A 13,880-nucleotide genomic window follows, 5' to 3' on the forward strand; every position below is an offset into this window, starting at 1 on the left:
ACTTGAAATTATTTACGTATACTGAATTTTAATTGGAATAACGCTCAAAAAAACTGATAAATAAATTGACAAACTGCTTAATATAGTTTATCTTATAATTGTTTTAAAAAATTAATAGATGCTTATTTTAACTGTTTGCTATAATTAAGGCTTTAGCATTTTTTTAATATGTAATATTGACTAAATGAAAAAGTTTCTTAATTGAAAGATAGCGCATAACATAAATTGATATATTGATTGCATAATCTAGGAGATCAGAGATATACTGTTATTTTTAATAGGAGTAATACATACATTACTATCCTCTATAAAATGGGAGCTCTTCAAAAAACTTTATTGAAGTTAGTTGAAGTGAAACCGACAATCTCCATAATTCAATGATGATATAAAATCATTGAATTATGGAAGTTGTCGGTTTTTTTTATGGGAAAAAACGATGTACTAAAAAGAGTGAATGAAAATTGAAATTAAAAAAACTATCGTAATGAAAAGGAATTTTTATAGGCTATTTTCGCTTAGAAGGGAGTATTTAACATGTTAATTTCGCTGATTTCATCAACACTGTTAACTTTATTTTTTATGGCGCTTAGTGCTTCTTGGCTAAGTGGATTATTATTTTTAAATGCAAGGATACCTTTACGTTTTGTTCATATCCATATTGGTATCGCTGCTTTACCTTCATTGGTTTCTTTACTCGCACTTGTTAATAACAATGGAGATAGAGTTGTGGGGCCTTGGCATCTAGATACTTTAGCTTGGTTAATGGCTTTCTTTGTTCTTACAATTGGTTTAATCATTCAGCGTTTCTCTGTACGTTATTTAATGGGAGATCGCTCATATCGAAAATACTTTGCACTTTTTACATTTACTACAGGTGTATCTTCGGTTGCATGGTTAAGTGATGATCTTCGCTTAATGCTCATTTGTTGGGGAGCAACGCTTATAGGATTGGTTCTACTTATAGGGCTAAATAAAGGGTGGAAAGTAGTTAGTGAAGCAACTAAAATCTCTGGCTACCTATTTACAATAAGTTGGATTGCCTTACTATCAGCTATCATTTGGCTTTTTCAAGTAACAGGACAGTGGCAGTTAACATCAGTTTTAACGAATGAAAATGTAGTGCTACATGGAACATTGGAGAGAACAGGAATTAACTTATTAATTATATTAGCGGTGATGATTCCAGCAGCACAATGGCCTTTTCAAAGATGGTTAATTGAGTCTGCTGTTGCTCCAACTCCTGTTTCTGCTATTATGCATGCGGGTTTAGTAAATGCTGGCGGTATCATGTTAACTAGATTTTCACCTCTTTTTCATGATGATATTGCACAAATCATTTTACTAATTTTCTCTAGTATTTCTATCTTAATAGGTACAGGAATTAGTTTAGTCCAAGTTGATTATAAACGTCAGCTAGTAGGTTCAACTATTGCACAAATGGGATTTATGCTTATTCAATGTGCATTAGGCGCCTATTTAGCAGCTATTATTCATTTAATTTTACATGGTTTGTTTAAAGCTACACTATTTTTACAAGCTGGTTCTTCCGTGCAACGTTTTGGGGTAGTGAATCAGTCTAATGAAAAGATGTCCAATTTATGGATGATAGTTGGGCGTGTTTTAGGATTATTTATAGCAATTACTTTCTGGTTTATGACTTCTGGAGAGGGGTATCAACTAGTTAGTGCGTTAATCTTAGGCTGGTCACTATACTTTTCATGGAAACAGCTTGTTGTTTTTGGGGAGGGAAGAATGGGACGAATTGCTGGCGTAATTGTTTTGATTGGATTTTCTCTCATTTACTTTACCGTTCATAATTCTCTTTATAAATGGTTGCATACTGATATTTATCAAAGTGTTCAACCTTCAGCTCCAGCCGTTATCTTTGTTATATGTATTTTACTATTTAGTAGTGTTATTAGTACTTTCGTTACTCGTCATCAATCTTCTACTTTATTCGCTGTACTTTATCTTTGGTTAGTTCGAATAGGTGAGGCGAGACGAAAGTCAGTAGAAAGTCACCCAAGCTATCTGAAACATTATGTATCAAAGGGAGGTAATTCGTGATGAGCATATCGTCAATATTAAAGAAAGATACAAACATTGATATGCAAGAAAATAATATAAATGATTTAGTTGCATCTGCTAGCCGAGTTATTGCGCCACTTTGGCCTATCTCTACGTTTGCAGCTCACCACCCTTGGATGGGACTTGAAAAGCAATCATTTGAACAAGTCGCAAATTGGTTAAAAGAAGCTCGTAATGTGGATATTTATCCTAGTGCCTCCATGATTCATTCGGCAAAAGCGAAAGGTGAGATTGAGGAATCATTTTTACAAATGAGTTTGTCTCGTTGGCTGGATTCACAATCTTTTCATATTCCGCGAGAGAAAGCAGAGCGATTTTGCCAAGTAGCTTTAAAGTTAGAAAAATTACCTTCTAGTCTATTATCATCGCCAGAAGTAAATAAATTGGCAGAAGAAATGAATTATATAAATACAGCAAGTATGCAAGCCTCTGTTATGCAGCCAATAAGTTCGCTTATAGAGAGTCAAAATAGTGAAAACCTATCTGATGTTCTTAATTATCATATCATTAAATGGTGTAAATTATATCTTGATGAATCCGGATCAAATTGGACGATGCCAAATCGAGAGAAAGGTTTTTATCGTGCATGGCAACACCTTATTAAATTTGATCCAGCGTTCAGTAAAAATGAGCGTAAAGTTTTAAAAGATTGGCCACAAGATGCCGAAGTAGCTTTAGCGAGAGCATTATCTGAACTAGGAATTTCTAAATCTAACATACAATCTTACCTTGAAGGGCACTTACTTTCTTTGCCTGGGTGGGCAGGAATGATACGATGGCGCTCACAACAAGCAATTCAGGAACAGGAACTTCTCATAGAATATTTAGCAGTTCGAATTTCTATGGAGCTGGCTATTGTAAAACCTTATTTACCTTTAAAAAATCAAAAGGTTGAGAAAAAAGTTTCGATCGTCCCACTTATAGCTTCTTGGATCTATTGGGGGAATATTTCAACACGGGAATGGTTACAAATGCCTGCTACTGAACAAAGTGAGTTATTAGTATTCGCTTATCGTTTTGATGAAAATATTCGCAAGAAACTTTGGCTGGAAGCTTGGGAACAAACGCATGCAGAGCAATTAAGAGAGAAGATTGCTTCTACACAACGTGCAACCGATGATAAAAAGCGTGTATTAGCTCAATTAGCATTCTGTATTGATGTACGTTCAGAACCATTTCGTCGCCACCTTGAAAAATTAGGTCCGTTTGAAACATTTGGAATAGCTGGTTTCTTTGGATTACCAATTGCAACTAGTGAACTAGGTAGTAATAACAACCACCCTTCTTTGCCAGTTATACTCAAACCGAAACATCAAATAAAAGAGCTCACAAATGAAAATGAACTTAAATCTTATGAGCAGCGTAAGAGGGTAGGCAGTTCGGTACGTTATACATTTAAAACGATGAAACAGAACGTAATGACAAGTATGGCGCTACCTGAGTTAAGTGGTCCTTTACTTGGTCTACAGATGGTGACAAGAAGTTTTGTCCCAAGAGGAGTTGGTAGTTTCATTCGTAACCTTCGTAAAACTATGTTACAAAAACCTGATACAACATTCTCGCTTAATCATGTTCATGACACAAAGGGTGAGATACCTATCGGTTTTACGAAAGAAGAAAAAGTGAACTATGTGCGTCAAGCTTTAAAAATGGTGGGACTGACAGAAAAATTTGCTCCTTTAGTTGTAATGTGCGGACATAGTAGTCAAAGTACGAACAATCCTTATGCTGCAGCACTTGAGTGTGGTGCTTGTGGCGGAGCAGCAGGGGGATTCAATGCAAGAGTTTTTGCTACTTTATGTAATCTTCCAGAAGTGAGAGAAGCGTTGTTTGCTGAAGGTATTAAAATTCCTGAGGATACCATTTTTGCAGCAGCTGAACATAAAACAACAGTGGATGAATTGGAATGGATTTACGTCCCAGAACTTTCGGAAACTGCGCAAGAAGCATTTGATTGTATCGAGTCGATTATGCCAAATGTGAGTCAACATGCAAATAGAGAGCGTTTAACGCAATTACCAAATTTTAAAACGAAAATAAAAAATGCGAGTAAAGAGGCACATCGATTTGCAGAAGATTGGAGTGAAATACGTCCAGAATGGGGATTAGCTCGTAATGCATCTTTTATTATCGGGCAACGAGAATTAACTCAGAATTGTGACTTAGAAGGTAGGGCTTTCCTCCATAATTATGATTGGAAACAGGATGAAAGTGGCGATATATTAGCTAACATTATTGCAGGACCAGGAACAGTAGCTCAGTGGATAAATCTACAATATTACGCTTCAACTGTAGCTCCTCATTATTATGGTAGTGGAAACAAAACAACCCAAACCGTAACGGCGGGTCTAGGTGTTATGCAGGGAAATGCAAGTGATTTGTTGCCAGGCTTACCTTGGCAATCCGTTATGCAGTCAGATAGTGAGACGTATCATTCACCACTTCGTTTACTAATTGTAATTCAAGCGCCTAGTCAATATATAGAACGTTTGCTAAATAATGATTTCACATTTCGAGAAAAAGTTCAAAATGGATGGGTTAGACTTGCAAGTGTTGATCCAAAGGGACGCTGGAAAAACTGGTAACAATCATGTAATGAATTATCAACTATTGTTACTAGCTTAAAAGTTTCATAAATACAATAATGAAGAAGGAGTGCTCCATATGAATTCAAAGAATAAAAAAGTTTTATTGTTAACAGACATTAAACATGAAATAGAGCCTATTATCCAACAAGTAACTAACATTCAACAAGAAAACATGTTGACTATACACAGCTACGATTCTGTAATTGTACATCCTTATGGAGATATAATGAGATCTATTATTATTGCTATTTATCAAGAAAATGTTGAAGAAATTTTTGTTGTAGGAATAGAGGATAAAGAAACTGATGTAGTTAATCTACAAATTCAACGTGATTCCATAAAAAATAACAGGGAACTAGACTATCTCTTTGAAAATTGCATGCCTGAATTTTCAAGTGGTAGCCTTGATGAATGGCTAAGTGGAAAAGAAAATGTTAGTGAAAATATTGAGAAGAGTATAGATATGATTTGTCATCATCCACTAGTACCGTCTGATGTTAAAGTTCATGGTTTCAAGATTGATAGAACAGGGGAAAAAGAAACGGTTGTTAAAGTTTCTGTTAATAAAGTAGTGAAACAAATGCATTCTTATGTGTAAGTTATCGATAGATAAGCAACTTTTATTTGGTAGATACTATAATATGTTAAATATTTGGAGTTGTTTCCTTTAAAAAGAGTAAAAGAAATCTTCTATAAATGGAGATCTTTTGCTCTTTTTATAATAAAAATAAAAAATTATTTGACGTTTTTTCGAAAAAAAATTTTTAAGACAAGGCTTTTAGGTTTATGAAAACCTTTATTCATGATAGCAAGATAATTTTGATAAGAAGTATATAGTAAGAATGATTTGGAGATACCGATGGGGATATAACTATTTTATTTAGGACGGTGCAATTAAAATGGATTTACAGAAAGGGAAATTATATTGGAACACGACTTTTTCTAATACACCTTCTTATCCTCGTTTGGACGAAGATATAAAATGTGACGTACTAATAATAGGAGCAGGAAGTTCGGGTGCTCAATCAGCATACTATTTGAGTGAATCAGATTTAAATATTGTTATCGTTGATAAAAGAAAGGTAGGACATGGAAGTAACCTTACAAATACAGCACTTATTCAATATTTAGGTGATAAGATGTTTTTTGAACTTGTAAATACATTTGGGGAAGAGTATGCAGTTAAGCATATGAAATTATGTGAACAAGCTATTAATGATATTGAATATGCTGATCAAAACTTGCCTTATTGCTCTGACTTTAAACGACGGGACAGTTTATATTATGCAAGTTATGAAGAGGATATAAAGAAATTAGAAAAGGAATTGTATTATTTACATAAGTATAATTTTAAAGCGGCTTGGTTATCAGAAAAACAAATTGGACAGAGATATCCATTTAAAAAACGTGCAGCTATTTATACATATAATGATGGTGAAATAAATCCTTATAAATTTACACATAGTTTATTAGAACAAGCCTCTAATAAAGGAGTTCACATTTATGAAGATACAGAGATTGTTGGCAAAAAGTTAGAGAAAGAATGTGCTATCTTTTATACAAAGGAAGGCAATTCTATTACTGCCAATAAAGTAATTGTGGCTGCAGGATATGAAGGATTGGAATTTAAAAAGGAAAAGAACGCTACACTGATTAGCTCATATGCAATTGTTACTAATCCTGTGGAAGATTTATCTTCTTGGTATAAACGCACTCTCATTTGGGAAACTGCGAGACCATATATTTATATGAGAACTACTGCAGATAATAGGATTATTATAGGTGGATTAGATGAAGATACAAACATTGCTCAAGAAAGAGATTCAAAATTAATCCATAAAAAAGAGAAATTAGTGAATGAATTTAATAAGCTCTTTCCCAATATAACAGTTGAACCTGAATTTTATTTAAGTGCTTTTTATGGTGGTACTCATGATGGTTTACCTATAATTGGAATGTATGAAGAGTTTCCAAATTGTCACTTTATCTATGCGTATGGAGATAATGGATTAGTATATAGTATGGTACTTTCTAAAATTGTTCGAGACGTAATTATTAACGGTTCAAGTCCGGATTTGCATTTATATTTACAAACTAGACCAAAACTAAATGAGTAAGCTGCATGTATGCAAAATCAAGGTAGTAAAGAGTTTATTTAGGGTTCCATTATAAAAAAACGCTATTTTAAATGTATTAGTTTCATGTGACTATTTGTTATGTTTATGAATGCTTAAATAAAGCATTCATAAACAATATTATTTATTAAATCCATTTATCTTACTAAGTTCTGTTATTTGTATAATCCATTCTTTTTTTAGGTAGGGTAGAGTTGCTTGGATATGATGATATTCCCATTCTTCCTCAATGATAGGGTAAAGATCAAATAAGTGTTTTTCTTCATCATTTGTTACACTTGCTTTAGGATTGTCAGTAAGTTTAAAATAAATGTCGCACCATCCGCTATAGTTTGTTAACATGAATAAAAAATTAGGACATGTGAATTCGATGAGGTATATTTCTTTCTCTAATTGAATATCTGATAGTAATTCTCTTGCAGTCTCAAAAGTAGGCTTCTTTTGGTAACCATTGCATGAATGCCATGCCCAAATAGGGAAATCTATAATAAAGTCAATACCTTTCTGTTTCATGTGTCTTACAATGTATTTATATGCTGTGCAACCTTCTTTACTAACAAAAATAGGATCGGCTATAAGCTTACCTTCATTCAAAAGTGTATTTATAGCATTTTGGTTTTGAAAAGTCCATAGGATTGTTGAATCAATAAATGTATTTAAGTTTGACTGTTTATCAAATTGTTTTTTCATCTTTCTCTCCATTTTCTTTTTTATTTTATAAGAGTTTAAGATAAGTACAAAGTGCATTATATTTTTATCTTTATTAAGAGTTGGAAAAATCCATTAAAGATAGAAGAGTTTGTTTGCAATTACAAAGGATGATTCTTATAATCATTTAAAAATAACAGAAGTATTTGTTCTAATAAAGAATGAATTGTGCTTTAAGAATTAGAAAGGATAGCCATGCAAAATAAAATTATTGTTATGTTTCAAAAAGATTTTCGTTTATATGATAACCCAGCACTATTTGAGGCTGTTCAGTCTGGTGAGGTTCTTCCTGTATATATACAAGATGAAACTTTTTCAATAGGAAGTGCGGCAAAGTGGTGGTTGCACCATGCTGTAATAGATGTAAAGAAGCAACTTGAGGCATTGGGCTCTACTTTTATAATACGTAAAGGAAAGACACAAGAAGAAATACTTTCTCTCATAGAACAATTAAATATAACGGCTGTATATTGGAATATTTGTTATGATCCGGACAGATTACAATCTAATCAAAAAATGAAAATGATGTTAGAGGATAAAGGTATTATCTGTAAAGAATTTAATTCGCATTTATTATTAGAACCGTGGATTATTAAAAAGAAAGATAACACTGAATATAAGGTGTTTACGCCTTTTTACAATGCATTTCAAAAGCAGGTAATACCTAAACCTTTTAGCAGAGTGCAGAGTATAAAGTGGAGAAACTCTTTACCAGCAAGCTTATCTGTTTCAGAATTACAATTGTTGCCGACTATACCGTGGACATCTCATATGGAAGTAATATGGGATCCGACAGAAGAAGGGGCATATAAAACATTCAAGAAATTTTTCTCTAGTAAATTAGTCTCTTATAGTGAAGGAAGAGATTTTCCAGGTCAAAATGTCCATTCGATGTTGGCACCGTATCTTTCATTTGGTCAAATATCAGTAAAGCTAATGTTTCGTTACTTAATAAATAAAAGTACCGAAAGACAATGTAGTCTTTTTGAAAAACAAGTTAATAGTTTTATACGTCAATTAATTTGGCGAGAGTTTTCTTATTATTTACTATACCATTATCCATTTACAGTATATAAACCTCTTAATAAGAGCTTTGAACATTTTCCGTGGAATAAGGAAGAGGAGTTATTAAGAGTATGGCAAAAGGGGAAAACGGGTTATCCGTTTATTGATGCGGGAATGCGAGAACTATGGCAAACAGGTTTTATGCATAACCGGGCAAGAATGGCTGTAGCCTCTTTTCTTGTAAAGCATTTGTTAATTCCGTGGCAAGAAGGAGCAAAATGGTTTATGGATACACTACTAGATGCTGATATTGCAAATAATACAATGGGATGGCAATGGATTGCTGGAAGTGGAGCAGATGCATCACCGTACTTTCGTATTTTTAACCCCATCACACAAGGAGAAAAGTTTGATAAAAATGGAGAGTATATAAGAAGATGGGTACCAGAATTAAAAGATATCCCAAACAAATATATACATAAACCTTGGGAAGCACCTGAGCATATTTTACAAAAATCCAATATAAAACTTGGTGATACATATCCTTATCCGATTGTTGATCATAAGGCAGCACGAGAGAGAGCCCTTTGTGCATATAAAAGTATGAAAGAATTTGTATGAAATAGGTTAAACAATATGTATTTAGAATTTTAATATTAGAATTTTATCCATTACAAGGACATACTAATCATATAAAGTTTCTATAATCTTCTAGTAAAAAGGAGAATGTTTATGAAAAAATCTAGTATTATAGTATTTTTACTAACATATGGTTTGTTTTATGTTTCTAGTGTTTTATTCCCTATTGATCGTACTTGGTATGATGCGTTAGAAAAGCCGTCTTGGACACCTCCTGGTATGACAATCGGAATGATATGGGCTGTATTATTTGGACTTATCGCATTATCAGTTGCAATTATTTACAACAACTATGGATTCAAGCCAAAAACATTTTGGTTTTTATTCCTTTTAAATTATATATTCAATCAAGCGTTCAGCTATTTTCAATTTAGCCAAAAGAATTTGTTTTTAGCAACAGTAGATTGTTTACTAGTCGCTATTACTACGTTACTTCTCATTATGTTTTCTTCCAATTTATCTAAAGTATCGGCATGGTTGCTAATACCATATTTTTTATGGTCTGCATTTGCTACATATTTATCTTGGACAATTTATAGTATAAATTAAAGACGGAACTAAAAACTTGAGCACAATAAAAATGCTCGAGTTTTTATGTTTATTAATGATAATCTGAAATATAGAATATATACATCTTAGGGAGGTCATCTTTTTGAAAAAATGGATAAAAATTGTTCTGTACTCTTTACTAGCTATTTTAATCGTCGGAAGTATTACTTTTTTAACTTGGTCTCAGTTTACTTATAAACCAACGAAAGAGGCTTTGTCTTTAGTAGATGATAAAAAAGATGAAGATTATATAGTTTTTGGAGAGAAAGATGCAAAAATAGGAGTTATTTTTTATCAAGGAGCTAAAGTAGAAGCCGAGGCTTATAGTTACTTAGGAGAAGCTCTTGCAAAAGATGGGCATTTTGTAGTAATGCCTAAGTTACCATTAAACTTAGCGATACTTGGAATAAATGAGGTAGATAGTGTAATTGAACAGTATCCTGAAGTTCAAAAATGGTATGTTGCTGGGCATTCAATGGGCGGAGCTATGATTTCTAGGTATGCCTTTCAACATGAAGAAAAGGTAGACGGGATTATTTTCTTAGGTTCGTATCCTGCAGATGACTTCTCTACGAAATCGATTCCAATGTTATCAATTTACGGGGAAGTAGATGCTTTAGCAACTGTAGAAAAAATAGAGAACAATAAAAAGTTCATGTCAAAGAATACTACTATGCACATGATAAAAGGGGGAAACCATGCTCATTTTGGCATGTATGGTGAGCAAAAAGGTGATAATGCGAGTTTAATTACGGCAAAAGCACAACGAGATGAAACAGTAAAAGTAATTGAACAATGGTTATTGGAACAATGATAACGAATTTAATAAATCTACCGAAAGAATTTTCCCAACGGTAGATGGGAGAGAGAATAAAGAGCCAAATCGTATGAATTGGCTCTTTTATTTATTTGCTATCTCCAATTGTCCCCTTATTTTCTCCGGAATATCCTCTTTAGAAATAATATCGTAAGAATACACATATTTTCCTTTCACATGAATTTTTAAGTAAGTTTTTCTTATAAAATCATTAGGCGTGTTCGTTCCAACTTTATATTCTTTTTCATTGCTTAGTTCATCAACACCCTTTAGTGAGTACATAGCTCGGCCTTTATAATGATAATCTGGAATGCCATATCCCTTCGCAACGGCGTATACATTTTTTTCTTCAGCAATCGGATTAAATCTGTCTAAATCCCCGCGTAATATGAAAGGTAGTAAGTATATAGGAAGGCCTATTCCTAGTATGCAAAGTACAAATTTTTTCATGGTCGTTTCTCCTCTTGTTCATTTACAGGATTCAGTATAGAAAAAAATTCTTATGAATATAGAGGGAAATTTCTTAAGGTTTTCTTAATAAAGTTTAACCGTGTGAAAAAAACTAACTTGAGCATTAAGCTTACGGAATGAATAACCAAATAACTTGTTTTCTTTATTTTTTGATATTTCTTAAGAACCTATCAAGAAATAAGTGAGTTTTAGGATTTAGAATAAATGTATCTTACAGTAATAAGAGAATTATCTAAAAAAATTAGAGTGAGAACAATTAAAGAAAGCATCTAGTGGATTGCTTTTTTCTTTTGGAATAGAGAATCACATGGGTCAGTTACATGTAATACGGCACTGTGCTTCTATGTCACTGAAAAATCCAATGATAAAAAAAGAGGGGGAAGGCATTTTTTATTGAAGTTTGTTAATGATAGATTTTTAACTAGTTAGGGGGGGATCGTAAAATAGATTATTAATCTCTTTAATAATTTTTATTTTCCTTATAGTTGGCATATTGTATTAGAAATTTTTAATTTTGAAAGGAGAATCAATAATTATGGGTAAGAAAAGAAGAATAAGTAATAAGTTATTACTTGTCAGTGCAATTTTTACAATAGCAATTCCCTCAGTCTCATATGCGGAGGAAGTAATTTCACCTGAAAATTTTACGAGTTCTTCAAGTTTGTATGAGGGACGGAATACGGAAGTATTGAAAACAAGCTTATATCCTTATACATATAACTATCCGTTTAACTACCAATTTAGTTCGAAATTAAAGGAAGCAAACACAACTATAAAAAAAGTAGACAATAGTGATGATAAAAATCCTATTATATCTACTACTCTTTCATTTATTCGCCATATGAATAGTGAAGATTATAAATCTGCATTTGATTTAACCTCAAGGTCATTACAGAAAATAATATCCGAAGAATGGCTGAAGAACTATTGGGAGGGACTCCCAGTGCAATTACAAGCAGGTTCTTTTATAGAAATTGGGGAGGTTACACAAAAAGAGATAAATCCTGTTCATACAAATGTGGAGATTCAATTAGTTTTTGAAAAAATGACTGTACCTTTACTAATTAAACTAGATCCATCTGGAAAAATAGACGATTTTCAACTCAGCATGTCGTTTAGTCCTGTTGCAGAGCGTCCATCATATAGTAAGCCTGAATCATTTGTTGATAAAGAAGTAGTAGTTGGAAGTGGTGCATTTCCATTACCAGGAACATTGTCGGTTCCAAAAGGAAAGGGTCCTTTTCCAGCGGTTATTCTTGTTCAAGGATCAGGAGCAACTGATCAGGATGAAACAGCGTTTGCTTTAAAACCATTTCGCGATTTAGCTGAAGGTCTTGCATCGAAGGGAATTGCTGTCCTTCGCTATAATAAAAGAACTTATGAACATGGGTTGAAAACACAATTCAGTCCCTTTTATACAGTTGATAAAGAGACAACAGATGATGCTCTTCTTGTAACTCAATTTCTTAAAAATGAGCCTCTAATAAATAAAAATCAAATTTATATTTTGGGTCATAGTCAAGGTGGAATGATGCTTCCGAAAATGATTGAAAAAGACCAAAATAAAAATATTGCTGGAGCAATTGTAATGGGAGGGCCAGCTCGTACGATCCAAGACGTTGTTTTAGATCAATTTGAGTACCTTTTCTCTATTGGAGCAATGAACCTGGATCAATATAAATTCTACAAATCGCAATTTGAATTATTAAATGATCCTAATTTCTCTGGTCAGAATCCCCCAAAAGATTTTTACTTAGGATCAGCAGTATTTTGGGATTCTATACGGAAAATTAAAGCGGCAGAAATGTCAAAAGAACAAAAGACACCGCTTCTTATTATTCAAGGAGAAAGAGACTATCAAGTTCAATCAAAAATTGAAATTCCTCTTTGGAAAGAACAATTAAAAGAACGAGATAACGTAGATTATCGACTATATCCAAAGTTAAATCATTTCTTTACAGAGGGTGAAGGGGAAATAAGTAAGCCAAATGAATATTATAGTCCTGCTAATATCCCTGAGTATGTTATAAATGATATTGCTGCTTGGGTGCAAGGCAGATCGCAATTAAATTAGCAACCATATGTTTTAATAAAGACTTTCTTTCCGTAATCAAAATAGAAATATTTTGATTAGGTTATATGTTTTTTAAAAGCACTCTTTAAAAAGGAGTGCTTTTTTATTTTTCTATGATTTCTATAAAACAATGGGCTTACCTTCCAAACAAATCGTTATTTGGAGCGCTTTTATCAAAGCAAAGTTCTTGTGACATTTCTTTGATATTAAAAACATGAATAACCTATTGTATGAAATTTTTCGAAAATTTAGGTTTAACATCTTTAAAATAGGTGTATTACATATTACATAACAACTAAATAAAAAATAAAAAATCTAAAGGAGGAAAGATACCATGCATACGAATGAAAGAAAAACGGTAGTTTATGAATATCAAAATGAACAGGAAGTAGTTATGAAAGTAAAAGAGCTAGAATTGCAAGGGGTTCGCCACGATGACATTTATGTTTTAGCACATGAAAAACATATAACAAAAAGGATTGCGGATGATACAAACACAAATACGATTGGAGTAAAAGAACAAGGATTGGGAACAAGTATTATCAACTTTTTCTCCAAAAAAGGGGACGAACTTCGAAATCAAATGGAAGAAATGGGGTTGTCGAAGGAGGAAGCTAACTTATATGAAGAAAAACTAGATCAAGGGAAGATTTTACTCCTAGTAACAGCTGAAGTACCAATGGCGAATGCTAGGCAGCCGCAAAACTATCATTCTCTGTAATAGATTGCAACATCTGATAAATAGGTAAGGTAATTATTTTAGGTTGTAGCATGGAGGAAAATAAAAATAGAAAAGGATGAGAAAA

Annotated in this window: 11 protein-coding genes; 9 read left to right on the top strand and 2 right to left on the bottom strand. The window is 32.8% G+C overall.

Annotation, left to right across the window (positions count from 1 at the left end; translation table 11 throughout):
• Positions 1-534 precede the first annotated feature (534 nt).
• The 4 genes from DN404_RS05930 (at position 535) to DN404_RS05945 (ending at position 6,793) form a co-directional block, all read left to right on the top strand.
• Positions 535-2,067, top strand: a complete 1,533-nt coding sequence (locus DN404_RS05930) for an NADH dehydrogenase subunit 5 (RefSeq protein WP_149214820.1) — start codon at positions 535-537, stop codon at positions 2,065-2,067.
• Complete coding sequence (locus tag DN404_RS05935; RefSeq protein WP_149214821.1) at positions 2,067-4,673, top strand: DUF2309 domain-containing protein; 2,607 nt, start codon at positions 2,067-2,069, stop codon at positions 4,671-4,673. The genes DN404_RS05930 and DN404_RS05935 overlap by 1 nt, the downstream gene beginning before the upstream one ends.
• A gap of 79 nt (positions 4,674-4,752) precedes the next feature.
• Positions 4,753-5,274: a carbonic anhydrase gene (locus DN404_RS05940; protein WP_001086255.1), complete on the top strand. Its 522-nt coding sequence runs from the start codon at positions 4,753-4,755 to the stop codon at positions 5,272-5,274.
• Positions 5,275-5,575: 301 nt separating this feature from the next.
• A complete protein-coding gene (locus DN404_RS05945) occupies positions 5,576-6,793 on the top strand; it encodes an NAD(P)/FAD-dependent oxidoreductase (protein WP_149214822.1) in 1,218 nt (405 codons plus the stop codon).
• Positions 6,794-6,931: 138 nt separating this feature from the next.
• Here the strand turns inward: DN404_RS05945 and DN404_RS05950 are convergent, their stop codons facing one another.
• Positions 6,932-7,501 carry a DUF3841 domain-containing protein gene (locus DN404_RS05950; protein WP_149214823.1) on the bottom strand — a complete coding sequence of 190 codons (570 nt, stop codon included), beginning with the start codon at positions 7,499-7,501 and terminating at the stop codon, positions 6,932-6,934.
• A 213-nt stretch (positions 7,502-7,714) separates the two neighbouring features.
• Here DN404_RS05950 and DN404_RS05955 point away from each other — a divergent pair, with 213 nt between their 5' ends.
• The 3 genes from DN404_RS05955 (at position 7,715) to DN404_RS05965 (ending at position 10,526) form a co-directional block, all read left to right on the top strand.
• Complete coding sequence (locus tag DN404_RS05955) at positions 7,715-9,145, top strand: cryptochrome/photolyase family protein (protein WP_149214824.1); 1,431 nt, start codon at positions 7,715-7,717, stop codon at positions 9,143-9,145.
• 111 nt (positions 9,146-9,256) lie between these two features.
• A complete protein-coding gene (locus DN404_RS05960) occupies positions 9,257-9,712 on the top strand; it encodes a TspO/MBR family protein (RefSeq protein ID WP_049108399.1) in 456 nt (151 codons plus the stop codon).
• 103 nt (positions 9,713-9,815) lie between these two features.
• Positions 9,816-10,526: an alpha/beta hydrolase gene (locus tag DN404_RS05965; RefSeq protein WP_016122797.1), complete on the top strand. Its 711-nt coding sequence runs from the start codon at positions 9,816-9,818 to the stop codon at positions 10,524-10,526.
• A gap of 87 nt (positions 10,527-10,613) precedes the next feature.
• Here the strand turns inward: DN404_RS05965 and DN404_RS05970 are convergent, their stop codons facing one another.
• Positions 10,614-10,979 carry a YxeA family protein gene (locus DN404_RS05970; protein ID WP_000714948.1) on the bottom strand — a complete coding sequence of 122 codons (366 nt, stop codon included), beginning with the start codon at positions 10,977-10,979 and terminating at the stop codon, positions 10,614-10,616.
• Between the two features lie 556 nt (positions 10,980-11,535).
• Here DN404_RS05970 and DN404_RS05975 point away from each other — a divergent pair.
• Complete coding sequence (locus tag DN404_RS05975) at positions 11,536-13,074, top strand: alpha/beta hydrolase (RefSeq protein WP_149214825.1); 1,539 nt, start codon at positions 11,536-11,538, stop codon at positions 13,072-13,074.
• Positions 13,075-13,408: 334 nt separating this feature from the next.
• A complete protein-coding gene (locus DN404_RS05980; protein ID WP_000557320.1) occupies positions 13,409-13,795 on the top strand; it encodes a YflT domain-containing protein in 387 nt (128 codons plus the stop codon).
• The last annotated feature ends 85 nt before the right edge of the window (positions 13,796-13,880 follow it).

Origin of the sequence: Bacillus sp. TE8-1, assembly GCF_008368855.1 — a bacterium.
GTDB classification, from domain to species: Bacteria; Bacillota; Bacilli; order Bacillales; family Bacillaceae_G; genus Bacillus_A; species Bacillus_A cereus.